Source organism: Kribbella amoyensis (genome assembly GCF_007828865.1).
Lineage (GTDB): Bacteria > Actinomycetota > Actinomycetes > Propionibacteriales > Kribbellaceae > Kribbella > Kribbella amoyensis.
The window spans coordinates 2,755,716-2,776,865 of the sequence record NZ_VIVK01000001.1 but is presented as its reverse complement, the minus strand read 5'-3'; the positions used below and the strand labels follow the sequence as shown (position 1 = coordinate 2,776,865).

Below are 21,150 nucleotides of genomic sequence, written 5' to 3'. Positions count from 1 at the left end.
TTGTTGCTTTTAAGGCTTTGCTCGTAGCCGGTCTACTGGTGGGGATGGGACCGGGAGTGGTTCTTTTGGTTCTGGTAGGTCGTAGGTTTGGTAGAGGCGTCTTCTGATTTCTTCAACCGGGAAGGTTTCCGGGTAGATCGTCAGTTTGACGGTGATGCCTTCTAGGGTTGCTCTTAGCAACATTTCTTCGATGGCGGGGTCTTGGGCGCCTCGGGCTTCGAAGATGGTGCGGATGGTGTCTTCCACTTCGGTGATGCGGTGGGACTTCTCCGCTTCGACCTTGGCGAAGGTCGGGTGGGTGGTGGGGAGCATCATCAGCGAGATGGCCAGGCGCTGGATCGGGAGGGTCGCCGAGGCCGCCATCAGGGCGCCGTCGATGATTCCCGCCAGGCGTTCGTCCGGGGGGCCCTGGATCGTGAGGATGGCGGTGATGCCGTCCAGCCAGCGGTCCAGGAGTTCGGCCGCTATCGCCTGTTTCGAGGTGAAGTAGTAGGCGAGGAGTCCTCTGGAGACTCCCGCTCGCGCCGTGACGTCGGTGATCGACGCGGCTTCGTAGCCCTTCTCGGCGAAGACCTCCAGGGCTGCGGCAAGGATGCGCTCACGGGACTTCTCCCGGAGCTCCTGGTTGGTACTGGCCGACCTCGGCACGTCTCTCTTTCCCGGTCAGAGCCCGGAGGCCGAGCAACCCCCCACCGTGTGCTCGGCGCTCCCGGGCCGGACCCCCCGTTGCAGGCCCCTCCCCAGGTGCCCGTCTATAGACTGGACGTCCAGTCAACAAATGTCAAAGGCTCAACCGCTTCCCGGACCCCGGCCGTCACCGGTTTCGTGGACGCTGCGGGTCGCCGGTAAGATGTGATGGCTGCGCCCTGCGTCGAGTGGCCCTGTCGAGCGACACAGAGATCCCGCCGTAGCCACCGCCTGACAACCTCGATCTTGCTTGGAGCGCTCTCGCATGCCCCTCCGTAACGACCTGCGCAACGTGGCCATCGTGGCCCACGTCGACCACGGGAAGACCACCCTCGTCGACGCGATGCTGTGGCAGTCCGGGGCCTTCGGCGCCCACCAGCACGTGGACGAACGCGCGATGGACTCCGGCGACCTGGAGCGTGAGAAGGGCATCACGATCCTCGCCAAGAACACCGCCGTCCGGCACAAGATGGCCAGCGGCGAGCAGATGACGATCAACATCATCGACACCCCCGGCCACGCCGATTTCGGTGGCGAGGTCGAGCGCGGCCTGTCGATGGTGGACGCGATCGTGCTGCTGGTGGACGCCTCCGAGGGCCCGCTGCCGCAGACCCGGTTCGTGCTCCGCAAGGCGCTGGCCCGCAAGATGCCGGTGATCCTCGTGGTCAACAAGGTCGACCGGCCCGACGCCCGGATCTCCGAGGTCGTCGACGAGACCTACGAGCTGTTCCTCGACCTGCTCGACCACGACGCCGACCAGAGCGCGCTGGACTTCCCGGTCGTGTACGCCTCCGCCCGGGCCGGCCGCGCCTCGCTGAACCAGCCCGCCGACGGCGGCCTGCCGGACTCCGAGGACCTCGAGCCGCTGTTCGAGACGATCCTGGCGAACGTGCCGGCCCCGTCGTACGACGAGGGCGCGCCGCTGCAGGCGCACGTGACCAACCTGGACGCCTCGCCGTTCCTCGGCCGGCTGGCGCTGGTCCGGGTGCACCAGGGCACGCTGAAGAAGGGTTCCCAGGTCGCCTGGTGCAAGCACGACGGCACCATCGAGCGGGTCAAGATCACCGAACTGCTGGTCACCGAGGCGCTCGAGCGGGTCCCCGGCGAGTCGGCCGGACCGGGTGACATCGTCGCGATCGCGGGCATCCCCGAGATCATGATCGGCGACACTCTGGCCGACGCCGAGAACCCGGTCCCGCTGCCGCTGATCACGGTCGACGAGCCGGCCATCTCGATGACGATCGGGACCAACACCTCGCCGCTGGCCGGCCGGGTCAAGGGCACCAAGGTGACCGCGCGCCTGGTCAAGGACCGGCTCGACAAGGAGCTGGTCGGCAACGTGTCGATCAAGGTGCTCCCGACCGAGCGCCCGGACGCGTGGGAGGTGCAGGGCCGTGGTGAGCTGGCGCTGGCGATCCTGGTCGAGCAGATGCGCCGCGAGGGGTACGAGCTGACCGTCGGCAAGCCGCAGGTGGTCACCCGGGAGATCGACGGCAAGCGGCACGAGCCGGTCGAGCGGCTCACCATCGACTGCCCCGAGGAGTACCTCGGCACGATCACCCAGCTGCTCGCGGTCCGCAAGGGCCGGATGGAGCAGATGACGAACCACGGCACCGGCTGGGTCCGGATGGAGTTCCTGGTCCCGGCCCGCGGCCTGATCGGGTTCCGGACCGAGTTCCTCACCGACACCCGTGGTACCGGCATCGCGCACCACGTCTTCGAGGGGTACGAGCCGTGGTTCGGCGAGCTGCGCACCCGGCCGAGCGGCTCGCTGGTCGCCGACCGGACCGGCGCCGCCACCTCGTACGCGATGATCAACCTGCAGGAGCGCGGCACGCTGTTCGTCGAGCCCGCCACCGAGGTGTACGAGGGCATGATCGTCGGCGAGAACTCGCGCTCCGACGACATGGACGTGAACATCACCAAAGAGAAGAAGATGACGAACGTCCGGTCGAACGCGGACGAGTTCGAGAAACTGGTGCCGGCCCGCAAGCTGTCGCTGGAGCAGTCGCTCGAGTTCTGCCGCGAGGACGAGTGTGTCGAGGTCACCCCCGACGCCATCCGGATGCGTAAGGTCGCGCTGACGCAGGTCGAACGCGCGAAGCTCGGCCGCAAGAACAAAGCCTGACATCGACCGGTACGCCGGTGGGTCCGGTCCGTCCGGGGAGAGTTTCCGGATCGTGACCCAACCCGGTGTTGCCCCGCGACGTCTACTCAGTGGAAGCCACTCAGCAGGGGGAAGGACAAAAGAACATGGGGATTCTGCGTAAGCTCGGCGCCACCGCGACCGCGACCGCGTTGCTGGGGGTCGGCCTTGTGGCCGCCAGCACTTCGGCCGGTGCCGCGGCTCCGGTCGTCCAGGCCGTACCGGCCGTGGCGGCAGCGCCGAAGGTTGCGCCCAAGGCGACGGCGCCGCAGCCGAAGGCGACGACGCCGGCGAAGAAGCCGGCCGCGAAGAGCGGGCTGGTACCGGGCAAGCTGCGGCTCGATCGCCGCTGCATGACCGGCCGGATCATCTGCGTGAACAAGAAGACCCGCAAGGTCGCGTTCCTGTACAACGGCAAGCTGCTCGCCACCGGTGACGCCCGGTTCGGCGCGCCGCGGACGCCGACCCGGAACGGCATGTTCAAGATCCAGCGCAAGTCGAAGAACCACGTGTCGTCGATCTACAAGTCGCCGATGCCGTACGCGATGTTCTTCAGCGGTGGGCAGGCGATCCACTACTCGGCCGACTTCCGGGCCCGCGGCTACAACGGCGCGTCGCACGGTTGCGTCAACATGCGCGACAAGAACAAGATCGCGTGGATCTTCGCCCGCGCGAAGGTGGGCGACAAGGTGCTCGTCTACAACGCCTGAGCGATAACAGCAGTGGCCACGGCGGCCGGGGAGATCAGTCCCCGGCCGCTGTCGCGTTCTCGAACGCCTTGAACAGCCGCGGCTCGACCAGACAGAACTGGGCCCGCTCTACCGCGGTCTCCGTCGTACGCAACGTCTGGACGGCCAGGTCGGCCGCCTCCTGCGCGGGCCAGCCGTAGATCCCGGCCGAGACGGCGGGCAGGGTGAGCCGGGTGGCACCGAGCTCGTCGGCGATGCGGAGCGCGTTGCGGTAGCAGGAGATGAGCAATTCGGGATCCTGCTGGCCGGCTCGGTGGTTCGGCCCGACCACGTGGATCACGTACCGGGCGGGGAGGTTGCCCGCGGTCGTCCACCCGGCCTGGCCCGTCGGTACGCCGTCCGGATACCGCTCCACGCACTCGGCCAGGATCGCCGGTCCACCGGCCCGGTGGATCGCCCCGTCCACGCCGCCGCCGCCACGCAGAGCGTGGTGCGCGGCGTTGACGATCGCGTCCGCGGGCACCGTGGTGATGTCGTCGGTGCTGAGCACGATCTCCATGCGGCCATTCTCCCCACCGTTGCGGGGGCGGGTGAGAGAGGTCACGATGTGCTCACGAGAGGTGTACCGGTGGTGGCTCGCCACCTACGCTTACCCGGCACCGCGGAAACCGAACGTTTCCGGCGGTCAACCAAACGACGGGTGCGGGCGTCCCACCAGTGGGGACAGAGTCGATCACGAGGGGTATCCGATGCGCGCGCGAAACTGGGTCCGCAGGCTGGCGGCCGGCCGGCACGTTCTGGCGGCGACCGTCGTCACGGCGGCGATCGCGGGGATCGCGGCGTCCGGGATGAGCGGTGCGGAGACCCCGGCGAGCGCGGCGCCGATCGCGTCGACCGACCTGAAGACGGTCCCGTTCGAGGTCAGCGGCGAACTGCCGATCTACCCGAAGGCGCTGTGGCGCAACGGGTCCAGCGGCGCCGACGTCCGCAAGGTCGAGGCTCGGCTGATCCAGCTGAAGCTCCTGGACAAGCGCTGGCTGGACGACTCGTTCGGGACGATGACCCGGACGGCGGTGAAGAAGTTCCAGACCTCCAAGGGCATCCCGGACCTCGGGTACGTCGACCAGAACACCTGGGACCAGCTGAAGTCGGCCACCCGCGAACCCACCCAGACCGAGCTCTTCCCGCCGGCCCCGGTGGTCAACGGCAAGCGCCTCGACGCACGCTGCGCCACCGGCGTCGCTCTCTGCATCGACAAGACGACCCGCAAGCTGCGGTACGTGGTGGACGGCGCGGTGAAGCTGCAGTTCGACGTCCGCTTCGGCGCCAAGAAGACAGCCACCCGCGAAGGCGCCTTCTCGGTCGGCTGGAAGAGCCGCAACCACGTCTCCAAGCTGTACGACAGCGCGATGCCGTACGCGATGTTCTTCAGCGGCGGCCAAGCGGTCCACTACAGCTCCGACTTCGCCGCCCGAGGCTACGCGGGCGCGTCCCACGGTTGCGTCAACGTCCGCGACCTCGCCAAGATCAAATGGCTCTTCGACCAGGTCAAGGTCGGCGACAAGGTCATCGTCTACCGCTCGTAGCCGCTGGACCGCCGACCACCTGGGACAACAACCGGGGACCTCGGACAGGAAATGGCTTGTTCACGGTCCCCAGTGCCGCGACACGGTCCGGAATCACCGCGCATCACCACAGCTGCGAGCTTGCTCGCGTCAGCAGCCAGGCGCAGACGGTTCGGTCGCGGAAACGACCCCGGCGGGGCGTGGCGGGGCGGACTTTCAAGTACTTCAGTAGAGGTTGCCGGCTTTACAGCGGGCGGGGGCCGCGGCGGCGGCGGATGCCCCAGCCTCCCCGGCCACGGCCGGCGGCTGCTCGGAGGGCGGGCCTCGCGTCGACCAGGTAGACGCCGGCCGCGACGATGCCGAAGAGGCCGACCAGGCTCAGCCAGCTCTGGAAGATGTGGGACAGCGAGAAGGTCGCGAGGATCAGCACCCAGCCGGGCTTGGTCAGCTTGTCGGCGGCGAGGAAGACCGCGCGGGGCCGGATCGCCGCGTCGAGCAGGGCGACCAGCTTCAGGCCGAGCAGCACCCACCAGATGACGTCGAACGGATTGCCGAACCCGGGGAACAGGGTCGGGAACGTGGCGAGTGGGAGCATGCGTACGAGCCTAACCCAGGCAGCGGGTGGCCGACGTCTGCTCAGCGGCAGATCGCGGCCACCCGCGCCGGGAATTCACCTTCGGCAGGCTGGAGGTTACGCTCAGTCGCCGACCTTCTTCGCGGCGGCGGAGGTGGCCTTGGCGGCGGACTTGGCGGTCTTGCGGGCGCTGGTCGCGGTTGCCTTGACGTTGCGGGAGGCGGTCGAGGCGGTCTTCCGGGCGGTGGTCCGGGTCGCCTTGGCCTTGCTCACCGTGGTCTTGGCCTGCTCGGCCAGGTCCTCGGTGGCCTGCTGGCTGCGGATCCGGCCGACGATCTCCTCACCGCGGGTGGCGAGGTCGTCGTAGGTCTCCTCGGCCTGGCCGAGCACGGTGGTCAGCCCGGCCTGGGCGAAGGCCGGCAGCTCGCGCAGCTTGGCGGGCGCGGTGCGGGCGTCGGCGACCAGGGTCTCGAAGCGCTTGGTCAGCCCGGACTGGGCCTTGGTGAGTTCGGCCTGCAGGGTCTTCTGGTCCAGCTGCGCGAACCGGGCGGTGACGTCCTCGCTCACGGCGCGGAACTTCTCCACCGCCAGGTCGCCGGCGCCGGCGATGACGTAGAGCGGGGTGACACGCGTACGGGTAGCCATCAGGCTGCTCCTCAAAAGGGTTTGTCTACTGGGGTGTGCGCTTGCTCGCGCGGGTACTGCTTGCAGGGGTCTGGGGACGCGCGGCACGTTTGGCCGCCGCCGTCTTGCGGACCGCGGACGTACTCGCCGCGGTCTTCCGGGCGGCCGGCTTGCTCGCGGCCGCGCTCTCGTCCGGCGTCGCCACCGGCTTCTCGTCCGGGGCCTCGTCCACCTCGTTCTCGCGGACGAAGGATGCGTAGACGTCCAGCAGGACGCGCTTCTGCCGTTCGTTCAGCGCCGGGTCGAGCAGGATCGCGTCGGCGACGCCGGTCCGCCGGGTCCCGTCCTCGCTCTCGTCCGGATCGAGGATGCCGGCCCGGACGTACAGGGTCTCCGCGGAGATCCGCAGCGCCTTCGCGAGCTGCTGCAGCACGTCGGCCGACGGTTTCCGCAGGCCGCGCTCGATCTGGCTGAGGTACGGGTTGGACACGCCGGCCAGGTCGGACAGCTGCCGGAGCGACAACTGCGCGTGCCGCCGCTGCTCGGCGAGGTACTCCCCCACCGAACCCATCGCGTCCGCCGCACGATCACTCAACCTGGCCATGCGCCCAGTGTGCTAGCAGAGTGCTTGCAATTGCAAGCAGAGTCGGCGTGAGGCTGCTCACCACGCTCGGTGAGCGTTCAACAAGCGGTGTTGCCGGGCGAACGTGGCGGCGTGCGGCTCGACCGCGCCGACCTGGACGCCGCCGCCGAGCAGCGGCAGACGCAGGTGCTTCTCGATCACCTCGTGCTCGTACCCGAGCTTCCGCAGCACCGCGGCGACGACTACGGCCCGTGCTCGGGCGCCGCCGTCCTCGATCTTCACCGCGATCCCACGACCGTCCGGCAGACCGACGGCGTGCACGCTCTCCGCGCCCACCTTGCAGATGAGCCCCGGTACCGCGCGGATCAGCTCGGTCTCGTCGCGCCGGCTCCCGCTGGCGTACTCCGGGTACGCGCGGAACGCGTCCGCGACCCGGCGCTCGAGCGTGCCCTCGGGCGCGGCCGCGAACAGCCCAAACGATCGGGCCAGCCCGGCGAGGCTGATCGCGAGAATCGGCGCGCCACATCCGTCCACGGCGACGTACGACACCTTCTCGCCGGCGGAGTCCTCGACCGCGGTCCGGATCGCCTTCTGCAGCGGGTGATTCGGGGCGCGGTAGTCGTCGTCGCCCCAGACGCCGTCGGGGTTGGTCTCGCCCGCGGGATCGTGGATCGGCCAGCCGTTGGCGACGCAGGTGGCGATCATCGCGGCGTGTTTGCCCGAGCAGTTCATCGTGATCCGCTCCGGCCGGTGGCCCGCGCGGACCCACTCGTCCCGTGCCTGCTCGTCGACCGGGTACTGCTCCGGCGTACGCAGCGCGGACTCGTCCAGCCCGGCGCCGGCCAGGATCCGCCGGACCCCGTCCAGGTGGAACTGCTCACCGGAGTGCGAGGCACCCGCGAGCGCGAGCAGTTCTCCGTCCAGGTCGAGGCCGGAGCGCAGCATGCCGAGGGCCTGCATCGGCTTGTTCGACGAGCGCGGGAACATCGGCTGGTCCACGACGCCCGCCGACCACTCGACGGACCCGTCGGGAGCGGTCACCACGACGTGGCCGCGATGGTGGCTCTCCGCGAAACCGCTGCGGACGACGTCGGCCAGGAGCACAGGTTCGGTCACGGCTGCACTGTACGGCGCAGACGTCAGGAGCAAAAACCCGTGTTGGGCATGATTCGGCTCACAACCGGGCGCGGACGTGCAACCCGACCTCGGGGTCGACGACGAGTTCCTGACTCGCGGTCACCGTCGGCTGGTCCTCGGCCACCACCTCGAGCACGGCGGCCGGGTCCACGTTGCGCTTGACCACGGCGAGCGCGATCGGCCCGTACTCGTGGTGGCGCGCCGCCGATCCGACGAAGCCGACCTGCTTCTCACCGACCCGGACGGCGTACCCGTGGGCCGGCAGGTGGTCGACGGACCCGTCCAGGTGCAACCGGACCAGCCGCCGCGGCGGACGACCCAGGTTGTGGACGCGGGCCACGGTCTCCTGACCCCGGTAGCAGCCCTTGTCCAAGTGGACGCCGACGCCGAGCCAGCCCACCTCGTTCGGGATCGCGCGGTCGTCGGTGTCGAGGCCCAGCCGCGGGGCGCCCGCCTCGATCCGGAGCGCCTCGTACGCCCAAACCCCGGCCGGATGCCCCACCGTCTCCGCGAACCCGGGCAGCTCGGCCCGCGGCAGGAACACCTCGTGCCCGCCCAGCGAGTCCTCACCGCTGCGGGTCAACGGTCCGTCCGCCGGTGCCGGTCCCGGCCGCCAGACGATCGCGTACTCGTCGGTGACGTCGTTGATCTCCACGCGGGACAGGAACACCATCATCCGCAGCCAGTCGATCAGCGCCCCGGCCGCGCCAGGCTCGGTGTGCAGCCAGAACGTCTCGCCGTCGTCCACGCCGTACAGCACGTGCTCGACGTGGCCCGTCGGCGACAGCAGGAGCGCCGTGGTCGACGTCCCTGCCCGCAGGCCCTCGAAGTACTGCGAGGTGAGCGCGTGCAGCCAGGTCAGCCGGTCGGGACCGCTGATCGTGACCACGTCCCGGTGCGACAGGTCGACGAAGCCCTCACCGCGGACCAGGGCGCGTTGCTCCCGCAGATCCGAGCCGTAGTGCGCCGCGACACCAGCGTCAAGGCCGTCCGCCTCGACCGCGCCGGGCAGATCCAGCAAGGGGCTGCGCTTGATTGACATGTCACCAGCGTACGTCGCAGGGCGTACGCCGAACGCCTCCCGTCGTGGGATGTGGACAACACCACGGACCGGGAGAGTGGAGACATCACGATCGAGAGGAGCAGGACCCATGACCAGGCCATTCCGCTTCGGTATCGTCGCCGCCCCCGACGGCGGACCCGACCAGTGGCGCAAGACCGTACTGCGGGCCGCCGAGCTCGGGTACTCCGCGATCCTCATGCCCGACGGGCTCCAGTTGCTCTCGCCGTTCCCCTCGCTCGCGATGGCGGCCTCGATCGCGGACATCCGGGTCGGCACCTTCGTCGCGGCAGCCCCGTTGCGGACGCCGCGGCAGGCGGCCTGGGAGGCGCACTCGCTCACCGTACTGACCGACGGGCGGTTCGAGTTCGGGATCGGGACCGGTCGGCCGGGGACGGACCGGATGGCCGAGGAGCTCGGGCTGCCGTACGGGTCGGGCAAGGAGCGGCGAGACCAGATCCGCGAGACGCTCGACCAGCTGGAGCAACTGGACGGTGACCGGCACACCCCGGTGATGCTGGCCGCCGGCGGACCCAGGTCGCTCGCGCTGGCCGCGGCCCGGGCCGACATCGTGTCGATCGCGAAGAGCGCGCTGACCCCGCGGGACGAGGTGATCGGGCTGGCCGCCGAGCTGCGCGCCCTGGCCGGAGCCCGCGCCGACGACATCGAGCTGGCGCTGAACCTGTTCGCCGCGGGCGAGGGCGACCTGCCGCCGTGGACGAAGCGGGCGACCGGGGCCGATCCGGCAGAGCTGCAGAAGACCGATTCGCTGATGTTGCTGCCGGGAACGCCGCAGCAGATGGCCGACGAGTTGCAGCGCCGGCGGGACTCGTTCGGCGCGTCCTACATCAGCGTCAACGCGAACTACCTGGAGGACCTCGCGCCCGTGGTCGAGCTGCTCGACGGCCGCTGACCTCCGATCCGGCGTGCCGCGGCCTGGCCGAGCAGGCCGCCCGCGGCACAGCCGAACGCCATCGCCCCGAACAGGAACCTTGCCCGTCAGGTCGGGTCGGCCTGACGGGCAGCGGAGAGGGAGGGGCGGGTGGTTCAGTGGGCGGCGGGAGTGTCCACCGGCCGCTCGGACGGAGCCGGGACGTCACCGGCGTGCGAGTCGCCCGCGGCGAAGGCGGCTTCGTCGAACGGATCGTCACCGGCGAACACCTGCCGGGCCTGATCCTTGTCCAGGGCACCTACCCAGTGACCGACCAGCACGGTCGCGACCGCGTTGCCGGCGAAGTTGGTCAGCGCGCGGGCCTCGGACATGAACCGGTCGATGCCGACGATCAGGCCGACGCCGTCGACGAGTTCCGGCCGGTGCGACTGCAGACCACCGGCGAGGGTGGCCAGGCCGGCACCGGTGACCCCGGCGGCGCCCTTCGACGCGACGATCATGAACAGCAGCAGGGAGATCTGCTGGCCGATCGAGAACGGCTGGTTCATCGCCTCCGCGATGAAGAGCGACGCCATCGTCAGGTAGATCGCGGTGCCGTCCAGGTTGAACGAGTACCCGGTCGGGACGGTGATGCCGACGACCTGCTTGCCGACACCGAGGTGTTCCATCTTGCCGATCAGCCGCGGCAGCGCGGTCTCCGACGACGAGGTGGACACGATCAGCAGGAACTCGCGGCCGAGGTACCGCAGCAACTGGAAGATCGACAGCCCGGTGACGACCCGGAGCAGGGTGCCGAGCACGACCACCACGAAGATCAGGCAGGTCAGGTAGAAGGCGAGCATGATCTTGCCGAGGCTGACCAGCGCGTCCCAGCCGGTCGCGCCGACGACCGCGGCGATCGCCCCGAAGGCGCCGATCGGGGCCGCCCACATGATCATCGCCAGCACCTTGAACACCAACCGCTGCAGGTGCCCGATCCCGGTCAGGATCGGCTGGCCCTTGCTGCCCATCGCCTGCAGCGCGAAGCCGATCAGCAGCGCGACGAAGACGGTCTGCAGCACCTCGCCCTCGGTCAGCGCCGACACCACGGTCTTCGGGATGATGCCGAGCAGGAAGTCGGTGGTGCTCTCGTGCGCGCCGGACGCCTGCTGCTGGCCGGTCTCGCGGAGCTTGTCGGTGAGGTTCAGGCCGGACCCCGGCTGGACCAGGTTGCCGACGATCAGGCCGATCGCCAGCGCCACCGTCGACATCACCAGGAAGTAGACGAGGGCCAGGCCGCCGACCTTGCCGACGCTGGCGGCCTGCCGGACCGACCCGATGCCGAGCACCAGGGTGCAGAAGATGACCGGGCTGATCATCATCTTGATCAGGTTGACGAACCCGGTACCGAGCGGCTTCAGCTCGGTCGCGAAGTCCGGGAACAGGAAGCCGACGCCGATACCGAGCGCGACGGCGACGATGACGGCGATGTAGAGGAAGTGGGTCCGGTCGTTGCGGACCGGGGTGGGGCGGGACGTGCTCGGGCTCGACATAGGGGGCTCCTGGATCAGCCGGGCGGTGCTTGCTCGAGTAACTGTGACGTGACGCACAGGACAACGGGGCATTTCGTTCATATCGTTCGCCGTCCGCACCGTCACCCCGGCGCGCGGCGGGGCCCGGCCGGACGCCGCTGAGACCACCTGGCGTACTGGTGTGCACAATGTCGGGATGAAGCGACGGCCGTGGGAGCTGCGCCGTCAGGTGCTCTGGCTGCAGACGGTCACCGTGGTCGTCCTGATCAGCATGGTCTGGATCACGCTGGCCACCCGGGCCCGGGTCCGCGCCGATCGGGACGCGGCCGCCGCCGGCGTGCCCGCGCCGAGCTGGGAAGACCTGCTGCAGAGCGAGCTGCGGACGATGCTCGGGATCGCGAGCCTGATGCTCGGCGTCGCGATCGCCGGCAACGCGCTGGTCGCCTGGCGGGTCCGGCACGCCACCCGCGGAATGGGGACGCAGACGCTCGCGTGGATGCTCGATTTCTACGAGGGTGTCCTGCACGCGGCCCGCGAAGGCCTGCTGCTGATGGACGTCGACGGCCGGGTCCAGCTGGTCAACGACGAGGCCCGGCATCTGCTCGGTCTGCAGGACGTCGTCCCCGACAGCACGATCGAGGAGCTCCACCTGCCGGCCGGACTGGCCGAGCTGCTCCGCGCCGGGCGGACGGCGTACGACGAACTGCACCTGGGTGCGCACGGGGTCGTCGTGGTGAACCAGCAACCGACCCGGTCCGGGCGGATCGTCACGCTGCGGGACCACACCCAGTTGCAGCGGTTGCTCGGCGAGCTGGACGCGGTCCGGAGTTTGGCCGAGTCCCTGCAGGCGCAGAATCATGAGGCGTCGAACCGTCTGCACACGGTGGTCAGCCTGATCGAGATCGGCCGGCCGGAGCGGGCGCGGGAGTTCGCGGTGTCCGAGTTGCAGTTCGCGCAGGCGATGACGGATCGGGTGGTCGGCACGGTGGGTGATCCGGTCCTCGCGTCGTTGCTGCTCGCCAAGCTGGCCCAGGCGCAGGAGCGTGGCGTCCTCCTCACGCTCGAGCTCGGCACCGAGTCGCTGACCACCCGGCTGCCCGCGCAGGACGTGGTCACCGTCGTCGGGAACCTGCTGGACAACGCGATCGAGGCGGCTCGCGGCGGTCCCGCTCCCCGGCGCGTCGAGCTGAAGGCGACCACGACGCCGGACGCGATCGACCTCGCGGTGACGAACACCGGCGCCGAGCTGGGTGCCACCGAACTGGCCAGGATGTTCGACCGCGGTTGGTCGACGAAGGCCGAGCCCGGTCACGGTCTCGGGCTGGTCCTGGTCCGCAGCACGGTCGAGCGCTGGCAGGGGACGTTGATGGTGGACCCGGATTCCGAGCTGGACGAGATCCCGGCGCTGACCGTCCGGGTCCGGCTGCCGCGGGCGGTGAGCGCGAGTGCCTGAAGCGCTGCGGGTCCTCGTGGTCGAGGACGACCCGGTCGCCGCCGAGGCGCACCGCACGTACGTCGACCGGCTCACCGGATTCACCTGTCTCGGGGTCGCGGGGACGGCCGCGCGCGCGTTGCAGGTGCTCAGCCGGGACCAGGTGGACCTGGTGTTGCTGGACATGAACCTGCCGGACGGACACGGGCTCGACGTGGTCCGCCGAATGCGGGCCGTCGGCAACCAAACCGACGTGGTCGCGGTGACGTCGGCGCGTGAGGTGGCCGCGGTCCAGGCGGCCGCGCGGATCGGCGTGGTGCAGTACGTGCTGAAGCCGTTCGCCTTCGAGACCTTGCGGGACCGGCTCACCGCGTACGCCCGGCAGCGGCGCGCCGCGGACACGGGTCAGGTGGTCGCGGATCAGGACGAGGTGGACCGTTTGTTGCACCCAGCAACGGTTTCGTCGGTACCGAAAGGGCTGGCCGGATCCGTCCTGGACCGGGTCGTCCAGCTGCTCGGGAACCACGAGGGCTGGACCGCCGAAGAGGTCGCGGCCGAGCTCGGTACGTCCCGGATCACCGCCCGCCGGTACCTGGAACACCTGGCCGACCAGGGTCAGGCGTTGCGCACGCAGCGGTACGACGGTCGCAGTGGGCGGCCGAAGGTGGAGTACTGCTGGGTCGCTGAGAGCTGACCGGGGAGCTGATTACGCCCGGACGAGGGTCGCCCAGAGGTGCGGCTGCAGCGGTTGACCCTCGGCTGCCATGTCGTACGCCCAGAGCAGCTCGCCCTTGACCAGACCGTACAGCCGGTGGCCGGCGGTGACCTCCTTGGCGGACTCGGTCCGCGCGATCACGTCGGTCCGCAGCTCGATCTTGGCCCCGTCGATCTCGCCGTACCAGATCTCCGCGAACCCGGTCGGGTGCGCCAGCACCAGCTCGACCTTGTTGTCCGGCCGCGGCCGCCAGAACCCGGTCTCGACCGCGAGCGGCCGCTCCTTCGTACCGTCCTCGCCGACCACGAAGGTCTGGCTCACGTAGTGCAGGTACGGCTTGCCGTTGTGGCTGAAGTCGATCTGCTGGCCGAACTCGAACTTCTCGATCGTCGGGTAGTCACCGTGCCCGCGACCCTCCCAGCGGCCGAGCAGCCAGGCCAGCGGCATCAGGTCGGGGTGCAGGTCCTGAGGGATCTCGAACGCCATCGCCGGTCCTCAGTTCGCGGAACGACCGCGGTACAACCGGTAGACGACGAACGCGGAGAACCAGCCCATGAAGACACAGACCAGCACCAGCAGGCTCGTGAAGATGACGTGCAGCACGTCGGTCAGTCTAGGGGATGCCGCCGCCGGGCCCTCAGCTACGGTGGCGTGATGTCCCGCACGCTGGTGATCAAGCTGACCGCAGGCGCCGAAGAACCCGAACGAGCCAACCAGGCGTTCACCGTCGCCGCCTCCGCCGTCGCGGCCGGCGCCGAGGTGTCGCTGTGGCTCACCGGCGAGTCCGTCTGGTTCGCCGTGCCGGGCCGGGCCGAGGAGTTCGACCTCCCGCACGCGGCCCCGCTCGCGGACCTGCTCGCCGGGGTCCTGGCCGGCGGCCGGCTGACGGTCTGTACGCAGTGCGCCAAGCGCCGCGACCTGACCGAGGCCGACCTGCTGCCCGGCGTCCGCATCGCCGGTGCACCTGCCTTCACCGAGGAGATCCTCGCCGGCAACGCCCAGGCGATCGTCTACTGAGAACGCGGAACGGGCCCGGCGATCGCCAGGCCCGTTCACGTCGGTCAGTCGCTGATGCGGTCGCGACCTGTGCCGGTCAGTCGTTCTTGCGTTCGAGGCCGCCTTCGGGGCCGCTCTTGCCTGCGCCGAGGCCTTGCCGCTGGGCACCGGGGGTCTTGCCGGCGTGGCCCGCGGCGACGGCCGGCTGCTCCGATTTCACGGTGGCGCCCGCCGCTGGTGACGTACCGGACTGGGCCGTCGTCTGCAGCTTGGACACCTCTTTCTCGTCCAGGCCGCGGTTGGCGCCCGGCCGGCCGCTGACGCCCTGATCGTTGGCCTTGGCCGCCTGGTGGCTGGCGCGGTCCTCGTCCAGGCGCGTCTCGACGGCATCCGGCGGGCGCCGGCCCTGCTCGTTCTGCTGAACGTTCCGCTGCTCGGCGGCGAACCGCTGGTCGCCCGCTGTCGGCAGCCCCGGCTGCGGACCCGCGTCGCCCAGCTCCTGCTGGTTCTGACGGCCGTCCTGCTCGGTCTGCCGGTCAGCGTTCTCGCCGGTACCGGGCTGGGCCGCACCGTCCGACTCCAGGCCCTGATGGTCGACCTGCCGCGTACGGTCCTCGGCCTCCAGGTCCTGTCCCGGCTGCCGGTCGTCCCCGACTCCCGGCGCTCCGGCACCTTCGGCCTCGACAGTCCGTGGCTCCTGCCCGTCGAGCCCCTGATCCCCGGCCTCGACCTCCTGATCCCGAGCATCAAGCTGCGGATCGGCACCCTCGACCTGCTGATCGCGGTCATCGACCTGCTGATCGCGCGGATCGACTTCCTGGTCACGCGCATCGACCTGCTGGTCGCGCGCATCAACCTGCTGGTCGCGCGCATCAACCTGCTGGTCGCGCGGGTCGACCTCCTGGTCCGGGGTCTCGATCTGGGCACCCGGGTTCGCGACGGGCTGGCCGTCCTGGCCGAGCTGCTGGTCGGCGGCGTCGCCGATAGCCGGCTGAGGCGCCCCGTCGCCTTCCACGGCCGGGCCGTCCTGACCCTGGTCCGCGTTCGCTGTCTGGGCGTCCTCCGCTTGCCGGTCGGCGGCGTCTTCCTCGAGCTCGTCCGCCGCCATCACGGCTCCCGCGCCGGCGGCAGCGCCGGCCACAGCCGGTACGGCGTCCGGCCCGTCCCCGCCGCGCTCGCCCTCGCGCTTCTTCTCCTCGCGCTCGCGATCTTCCGTGGCCCGCTCGTCCCGCCGGACGTCCTGCTCCTCCTGGCGGGTGGTGTCGAGGTTGTCGTCGCGCCCGTTGCGGTCGAGGTCGGTGCGGTTCTGCTCCGCCTCGCGACGGTTGGTCTCTTCGCGACGGTCGTCGATGCCGTTGTTGTTCAGGTCGTTGGGGTCACGCTCGTCGCGATCCTGTGCGTCCCGGCTCTGCTCGTCCCGGTCCGACCGGTCGCCCTCACGGTCGAGGTCCTGGTCGTCGAGGCCACGCTGATCGCCCTCCCGCTCGGCCCGGCCGCTCTCCTCCTGGATCTGGCGCGCCTGGTCCTCGTACACGCGCTGCCGATCCTCGGGCGTGAGCCGATCCACCAGCGCAGCGGCCTCGGGGTCCTGCCTGGCCAGGTCGCGCAGTTCCTCGATCAGCGAGCGCAGTTCCGCCTCGCGGTCGACCTGGTTGCCGTTCTGCCGGTTCGCCCGGCGCTGCTGCCGTCGCCGGATCAGCCGCCCCGCGATCCGGCCGAACACCATGTACAGGTCCCTCAGCAGCTCCTCTTCGACCGCCATCAGGCCACCTCACTCGCATAGACGGAGTACCCGAAGCCCGCGGCCGCGTTCGGCGTGCCGAGGTCGGGCTGGGTCGCGTACAGGTGAATCTCGGCGCCGGGCCGCAGCCAGACCGCCAGGTGCCGGCGCCGGCCCCGCCACTCGTCAGGGATCCGCGGGTCGTCGCCCGGGCCGACGAACACCGGCTCACCCCAGTGTTTGCGGGCCAGCTGCAACTGTCCGGGCCAGTGCTCGTCCAGACCGTCCTCGGCGTCCGGGAGGTCGTTCGGCCCGATCTCGTACGCCGACCAGCCGCTGCGCGGGCTCTCCGGCAGGACCGCGTCGGGCAGGACGAGCATCACGGTCTCGCGGGGTGTGACCAGGCCCCAGGTGTACCGGTTCGGGTCGATGCTGCCGGGGGCCCAGGGTCGCCAGCCGGTCGCGGCGGTGACCCGGGAGACCAGGGAGCGGATCGCGTCCAGGCCGGTCGCCGGTGGTCCCCAGACCCGGCCCCAGTCCCGCACGTCCGCGAGGTCGGCCATAGCGCGCTCGTCGTCGTCCAACGACCGCTGCTGCGTCCTCACCTGTCCCCGCTCCTCTCCGTTCAGCCGTCCCAGCCTAAAGGCGCAAGGTGGCACCCGGCCTGGGACGCACGAGGTCCCGGCCAGGATCCAGCCCGGCAGACCAGCCTCCCACGCGCCCTGAGTCCCCGCGACCCGCCAAACCTGCAAACCGATAACAACCGCGGCGCCCGGGTACTGCTGCTGACGGAGATGGTGAGGTCAGGAGCGCGGCTTGATGCTCAGGTGAGTACGAGCCTCGTCGGGGGACATCGGCGGCCGCTGGGCGAGGGTGGCCAGGGTGGCGGCGCGTTCGACGAGCTCCGCGTTGTGGGTGACCGGGTGGCCCTTCGCCAGCGTCAACGTGTCCTCCATGCCGACCCGGAGGTGGCCGCCCTTGGACAGCGCGGCCAGCGCCACCGGGAGGCTGGTCCGGCCGATCCCGGTCGCGGACCACGAGGTCACGGCGCTCGGCAGACCGTTGACCGCGGCAACCAGGGCGTCCGTCGTCCCGGGCATGCCGCCGGGGACGCCCATCACCAGGTCGCAGTGCACCTTGCCGCCGTACGGCAGGCCGTACTTGTCCAGCAGCCGGTGCAGCGCGGCGACGTGGCCGAGGTCGAACAGCTCGAACTCCGGGACGACCTCGCGCTCCTGGGTGAGCTGGTAGAGCTCGGTGACGAACGGCCACGGGTTCATGAACACGTCGTCGCCGAAGTTGACCGTGCCCATCGTCAGCGAACACGAGTCCGGTGCCGCGTCGAGCACCCGCAGCCGGTGGTCGTACGGATCGGTGACCGCGCCGCCGGTGGAGAGCTGGACGATCAGCCCGGTGTTCTCGCGGACCGCGGTGACCGTGTCGGTCAGCCGGCCGAGGTCGAGCGTCGGCCGGTGCTCGCCGTCGCGGATGTGGATGTGGATCATCGCGGCGCCGGCGGCCTCGCACCGCTTCGCGGTCTCCACCAGCTCGGCGAGCGTGGTGGGCAGCGCCGGAACGTCCGCCTTCGCGGTCTCGGCACCGGTCGGAGCAACAGTGATCAGCGTCGACGTCATGAACGAATCGTGCCAGATCGCCGCCTTGAACGGGAGATTCGCCCGCCAATCGCCCCGAAAGCCGGACGATCTCCTGTTCGGGCGGATCGAGCACCCGAGGCCGGTCCAGCGTGATCCCAGTTGGCAGACTAAGGCGCATGAGAGCAGTCGTACAGCGGGTCAGCCAGGCGTCCGTCACGGTCGACGGCGAGGTGGTCGGGGCGATCGACGAGCCCGGGCTGATGGTCCTGCTCGGGGTCACCCACGAGGACACCGAGGAGAAGGCGAAGGCCCTCGCGGCGAAGATCTGGACCCTGCGCATCCTCCGGGACGAGCGCTCCGCCGCCGACGAGCAGGCGCCGATCCTCGCGGTCAGCCAGTTCACCCTGTACGCCGACACCCGCAAGGGCCGCCGTCCGTCGTGGAGCGCGGCCGCCCCCGGTCCGGTCTCCGAGCCGCTCTACGAGTCCTTCTGCCAGGCGCTCGAGTCGCTCGGCGCCAAGGTCGAACGCGGCCGGTTCGGCGCCGACATGCAGGTCGCCCTCACCAACGACGGCCCGGTCACCCTGATCCTCGAGTCCTGATCCGTTGCCGCTGACAACCAGGCACCCGGCGAGACGTACGTCACAGCCCGGCCGAGTCACATCCGCACGGGTCGTTCTGTCGTAGCTGTGTACCCCTCGATCACACAGCAAAGGATTCGACGATGGACGCACGACTGAACCTCTTCGGCAACCAGACCGCGGCCAAGGTCCTGAAGCACCTGATCGCCGCGAGCCACGCGACGACCGGCGCCGGCGTCCCCGCCGCGACCCTGGAGCTGGTGAGGCTCCGCGCGAGCCAGATCAACGGCTGCGGCTTCTGCACCGACATGCACACCAAGGACGCTCTCGCGGCCGGCGAGACCCAGCTCCGCCTCAACCTGGTCGCGGCCTGGCGCGAGGCCACCGTCTTCACCGAGCCCGAGCGGGCCGCCCTGGAACTGACCGAACAGGGCACCCGCCTCGCCGACGCGGCCGGCGGTGTCCCGGACGACGTCTGGCTCACCGCCACCAAGCACTACACCGAGGACCAGCTCGCCGCCCTGGTCGCGGCGATCGCCGTCATCAACGCCTTCAACCGCGTCAACGTCATCACCCAGCAGCCCGCCGGCGACTACCAGCCGGGCCAGTTCGGCTGAGCCGGCGTTCACCACAGCCGCGCCCATCCTTCGCGCCGCAGCCGCCGGTTTCGCCGGAAGCTTGCTTCGGGCAACGGGAAAGGCCCCCGGGATCCTTGCGGATTCCGGGGGCCTTTGTGGCCCTCTGGGTCGGTGAGGTTCGACTCAGGTGGGGTGGGTGTGTGGCTGGATCAGCCGATCACACCGGCGGCCGAGTGGCCGACGACGACCTTGGTGTTCAGGCTGTAGACGTCGATCACCAGCGCGTTGACGGAGATGTAGCGGCTCTGACGCACGACCTGGTTGAAGGTCAGCTTGGCGATGCCGGGGATCTCCAGCTCGGCGTTCTCACCGGTCTGCACCGGGTAGACCTTGTTGCCGACCTTGATGGAGGCGATGCTCGAGGACGAGTTCAGGCTGACCTTGCCGTCCTTGGTCTTCGACGCCGAAGCGGCGGACTCGATGGCACCGATGGACAGGTTGCCGACCTTCACGCCCGCGACGTGCGAGGTGAAGTTGACGTCGGACTTGTCCGCACCGATCCGGCCGTTCTTGGTGGTGTAGACGCCACCGACGTGCGCGACCTTCGGGATGTTCAGCTCGGCGACCGCAACCCGGACCGTCTTGCCTTCCGTGCCCTGGCAGGTGGCCTGGTAGGAGGTCGGGCTCGAGGTGACCAGCTTGTCGACGCTCGCCTTGGTGCCGTACGCGTCACCCATGACCATCGCGGTGGCCGGCTTGGTGACCTCGGCGCGGGTCTTCAGCACCGCGACGTCGACACCGACCGGGAGATAGCGGTTCTTCACCGTGGCGTGCACGACGACGGCCTGCGCGTACGAGTAGATGCCGGACTCGGTCTTCACGCCGCCGACGCGGTTCAGCACGACGTAGCCGAGGCCCGGAACGGCGACCTTGGTGTTCGGCTTGGCCTTCAGCAGCGACGGAACGACGACGTTGCCGATCTTCACGCCGGCGAAGGTGGTGCTGCCGGTGTAGTGCAGGTTGCCGTTCTTGACCCACGCGGTGGTGGTGGTCTTCGCGCCGGTCAGCGACAGCAGCGAGCCGAGCTTGATGTCGGCGGCGGTCGCGGTGCTGGTCACACCGTTGCCGCGCTCGTCGGCGAAGGCCTTGGTGTCGGTCTTGACCGTGCGCGCGATGGCCTGCTCGTTGACGTTCGCGGTGGCCAGGTCGTTCTCGGCCTTCCGGTTCGCGTCGGTGGTGCAGCTGATCTGGCTGATGACCTGCGGGCCGCTGTTCGCGAGCCCGGTCTGCACGTCGGTCCCGAACGCGTAGCCGCTGTAGCCGTAAACCGGCGCGGCGGACGCCGAACCCGAGGTCAGCGCGATCGTAGAAGCTACGCCGACAACCGCCGCGACACCGACGGCGGCGAGCTTCTTGTATCCGATGCGGGGTCTCATGACCCCTCCTCCCTGAGTGATGCGTGACCCGAACAGCGGGCCAGGACACAGACACAACTCAGTCGGTCGCGGTAGGTAACGAGATTCAGGGACTCCGAGATCAAACCGTTACATTGGCACTTCGGTCGAGAGGAACGCGACCTTGCGGACCCGGTGAGCTTGTGCGATCGAGAACGCCGGCCAGGCTCGACGACACGCCGGATCCGCTTTGTTTCGTTGACGAAGCAGGAGCCTGCGGCAACGAATCGTCCACGAACCGACATCGGCCGGAGACAGACCGAGGGGCCCGAGCGCGCAAGGCTCGGGCCCCTCGGGGCTACTCAGCGTACGGTCAGACGGCGACGGCCACCTCGGCGACCTCGCCGTACTGCGCGACGACCTGGCGGTCGACCACGTCGGCCTTGGGGGCCAGGGTGCGCAGCGTCCAGCTGCCCGGCGCCGCGAAGAACCGGAAGTGCCCGGTCGCGGAGGTGGGGACCTCGGCCGTGAACTCACCGGAGGAGTCCAGGAGCCGCACGTAGGCGCCGCCGACCGGCTCCTCGCCGCGCAGGACCTGGCCCTGGATCACGGCCTCCTTGTCGACGTCGACGCCCTTGAGGTCAAGGCCGCCCTTCTTCGCTCCGCACATG

Annotated in this window: 23 protein-coding genes; 9 read left to right on the top strand and 14 right to left on the bottom strand. The window is 69.8% G+C overall.

Annotated features, from left to right (window positions below; translation table 11 throughout):
• Positions 1 to 9: 9 nt before the first annotated feature.
• On the bottom strand, positions 10 to 648 hold the full coding sequence (locus FB561_RS13225) for a TetR/AcrR family transcriptional regulator (RefSeq protein WP_145806488.1): 639 nt from the start codon (positions 646 to 648) through the stop codon (positions 10 to 12).
• Between the two features lie 304 nt (positions 649 to 952).
• Between FB561_RS13225 and typA the strand changes: the two genes are divergently transcribed.
• Together typA and FB561_RS13215 are read left to right on the top strand one after the other, a co-directional pair.
• Entirely contained in the window at positions 953 to 2,815 is a 1,863-nt protein-coding gene (gene typA / locus FB561_RS13220) for a translational GTPase TypA (RefSeq protein WP_145806486.1), read from the top strand.
• A 125-nt stretch (positions 2,816 to 2,940) separates the two neighbouring features.
• Complete coding sequence (locus tag FB561_RS13215) at positions 2,941 to 3,543, top strand: L,D-transpeptidase (protein WP_145806484.1); 603 nt, start codon at positions 2,941 to 2,943, stop codon at positions 3,541 to 3,543.
• 34 nt (positions 3,544 to 3,577) lie between these two features.
• Here the strand turns inward: FB561_RS13215 and FB561_RS13210 are convergent, their stop codons facing one another.
• On the bottom strand, positions 3,578 to 4,081 hold the full coding sequence (locus FB561_RS13210; protein WP_145806482.1) for an O-acetyl-ADP-ribose deacetylase: 504 nt from the start codon (positions 4,079 to 4,081) through the stop codon (positions 3,578 to 3,580).
• Positions 4,082 to 4,271: 190 nt separating this feature from the next.
• Between FB561_RS13210 and FB561_RS13205 the strand changes: the two genes are divergently transcribed.
• Entirely contained in the window at positions 4,272 to 5,108 is an 837-nt protein-coding gene (locus FB561_RS13205; protein WP_145806480.1) for a L,D-transpeptidase family protein, read from the top strand.
• A gap of 223 nt (positions 5,109 to 5,331) precedes the next feature.
• Here the strand turns inward: FB561_RS13205 and FB561_RS13200 are convergent, their stop codons facing one another.
• The 5 genes from FB561_RS13200 to ygfZ all read right to left on the bottom strand — a co-directional run bounded on the left by FB561_RS13200 (position 5,332) and on the right by ygfZ (position 9,047).
• Positions 5,332 to 5,682, bottom strand: coding sequence for a DUF2516 family protein (locus FB561_RS13200; RefSeq protein ID WP_145806478.1), 351 nt, complete (start codon positions 5,680 to 5,682; stop codon positions 5,332 to 5,334).
• A 102-nt stretch (positions 5,683 to 5,784) separates the two neighbouring features.
• On the bottom strand, positions 5,785 to 6,306 hold the full coding sequence (locus tag FB561_RS13195; protein WP_145806476.1) for a hypothetical protein: 522 nt from the start codon (positions 6,304 to 6,306) through the stop codon (positions 5,785 to 5,787).
• A 25-nt stretch (positions 6,307 to 6,331) separates the two neighbouring features.
• A complete protein-coding gene (locus FB561_RS13190; protein WP_145806474.1) occupies positions 6,332 to 6,889 on the bottom strand; it encodes a helix-turn-helix domain-containing protein in 558 nt (185 codons plus the stop codon).
• Positions 6,890 to 6,946: 57 nt separating this feature from the next.
• Positions 6,947 to 7,984 (bottom strand): asparaginase, encoded by a 1,038-nt coding sequence (locus FB561_RS13185; RefSeq protein ID WP_238334797.1) that lies wholly within the window; start codon positions 7,982 to 7,984, stop codon positions 6,947 to 6,949.
• A 58-nt stretch (positions 7,985 to 8,042) separates the two neighbouring features.
• Positions 8,043 to 9,047 carry a CAF17-like 4Fe-4S cluster assembly/insertion protein YgfZ gene (gene ygfZ / locus FB561_RS13180; RefSeq protein WP_145806470.1) on the bottom strand — a complete coding sequence of 335 codons (1,005 nt, stop codon included), beginning with the start codon at positions 9,045 to 9,047 and terminating at the stop codon, positions 8,043 to 8,045.
• A 109-nt stretch (positions 9,048 to 9,156) separates the two neighbouring features.
• Here ygfZ and FB561_RS13175 point away from each other — a divergent pair, with 109 nt between their 5' ends.
• Positions 9,157 to 9,978, top strand: a complete 822-nt coding sequence (locus tag FB561_RS13175) for an LLM class flavin-dependent oxidoreductase (RefSeq protein ID WP_145806468.1) — start codon at positions 9,157 to 9,159, stop codon at positions 9,976 to 9,978.
• 134 nt (positions 9,979 to 10,112) lie between these two features.
• Here FB561_RS13175 and FB561_RS13170 read toward each other — a convergent pair whose 3' ends face one another.
• Positions 10,113 to 11,489 carry a cation:dicarboxylate symporter family transporter gene (locus tag FB561_RS13170; RefSeq protein WP_145806466.1) on the bottom strand — a complete coding sequence of 459 codons (1,377 nt, stop codon included), beginning with the start codon at positions 11,487 to 11,489 and terminating at the stop codon, positions 10,113 to 10,115.
• 175 nt (positions 11,490 to 11,664) lie between these two features.
• On the opposite strand from FB561_RS13170, the gene FB561_RS13165 reads away from it, so the two are divergent.
• Complete coding sequence (locus FB561_RS13165) at positions 11,665 to 12,921, top strand: sensor histidine kinase (protein ID WP_145806464.1); 1,257 nt, start codon at positions 11,665 to 11,667, stop codon at positions 12,919 to 12,921.
• On the top strand, positions 12,914 to 13,594 hold the full coding sequence (locus FB561_RS13160; RefSeq protein ID WP_145806462.1) for a response regulator: 681 nt from the start codon (positions 12,914 to 12,916) through the stop codon (positions 13,592 to 13,594). The genes FB561_RS13165 and FB561_RS13160 overlap by 8 nt, the downstream gene beginning before the upstream one ends.
• A 12-nt stretch (positions 13,595 to 13,606) precedes the next feature.
• Here the strand turns inward: FB561_RS13160 and FB561_RS13155 are convergent, their stop codons facing one another.
• Positions 13,607 to 14,101 (bottom strand): heme-binding beta-barrel domain-containing protein, encoded by a 495-nt coding sequence (locus tag FB561_RS13155; RefSeq protein WP_145806460.1) that lies wholly within the window; start codon positions 14,099 to 14,101, stop codon positions 13,607 to 13,609.
• Between the two features lie 168 nt (positions 14,102 to 14,269).
• Here FB561_RS13155 and FB561_RS13150 point away from each other — a divergent pair, with 168 nt between their 5' ends.
• A complete protein-coding gene (locus FB561_RS13150; RefSeq protein WP_145806458.1) occupies positions 14,270 to 14,632 on the top strand; it encodes a DsrE family protein in 363 nt (120 codons plus the stop codon).
• A gap of 76 nt (positions 14,633 to 14,708) precedes the next feature.
• Here the strand turns inward: FB561_RS13150 and FB561_RS13145 are convergent, their stop codons facing one another.
• From FB561_RS13145 to FB561_RS13135, 3 genes are all read right to left on the bottom strand, one after another.
• Positions 14,709 to 16,373: a midas domain-containing protein gene (locus FB561_RS13145; RefSeq protein WP_145806456.1), complete on the bottom strand. Its 1,665-nt coding sequence runs from the start codon at positions 16,371 to 16,373 to the stop codon at positions 14,709 to 14,711.
• Positions 16,373 to 16,936, bottom strand: coding sequence for a hypothetical protein (locus FB561_RS13140; RefSeq protein WP_238334796.1), 564 nt, complete (start codon positions 16,934 to 16,936; stop codon positions 16,373 to 16,375). Before FB561_RS13140 ends, FB561_RS13145 begins: the two co-directional genes overlap by 1 nt.
• A 198-nt stretch (positions 16,937 to 17,134) precedes the next feature.
• The gene (locus tag FB561_RS13135) at positions 17,135 to 17,965 is read right to left on the bottom strand and encodes a beta-keto acid cleavage family enzyme (RefSeq protein WP_145806454.1); all 831 of its coding nucleotides are present in this window, start codon (positions 17,963 to 17,965) and stop codon (positions 17,135 to 17,137) included.
• Between the two features lie 137 nt (positions 17,966 to 18,102).
• Between FB561_RS13135 and dtd the strand changes: the two genes are divergently transcribed.
• Both dtd and FB561_RS13125 read left to right on the top strand, forming a co-directional pair.
• Complete coding sequence (gene dtd / locus FB561_RS13130; RefSeq protein WP_145806452.1) at positions 18,103 to 18,528, top strand: D-aminoacyl-tRNA deacylase; 426 nt, start codon at positions 18,103 to 18,105, stop codon at positions 18,526 to 18,528.
• A gap of 122 nt (positions 18,529 to 18,650) precedes the next feature.
• Positions 18,651 to 19,124, top strand: a complete 474-nt coding sequence (locus tag FB561_RS13125; RefSeq protein WP_145806450.1) for a carboxymuconolactone decarboxylase family protein — start codon at positions 18,651 to 18,653, stop codon at positions 19,122 to 19,124.
• Positions 19,125 to 19,294: 170 nt separating this feature from the next.
• On the opposite strand, the gene FB561_RS13120 is transcribed toward FB561_RS13125, so the two are convergent.
• Complete coding sequence (locus FB561_RS13120) at positions 19,295 to 20,521, bottom strand: choice-of-anchor P family protein (RefSeq protein WP_145806448.1); 1,227 nt, start codon at positions 20,519 to 20,521, stop codon at positions 19,295 to 19,297.
• Positions 20,522 to 20,852: 331 nt separating this feature from the next.
• Complete coding sequence (locus tag FB561_RS13115; RefSeq protein ID WP_145806446.1) at positions 20,853 to 21,149, bottom strand: DUF1416 domain-containing protein; 297 nt, start codon at positions 21,147 to 21,149, stop codon at positions 20,853 to 20,855.
• Position 21,150 lies beyond the last annotated feature (1 nt).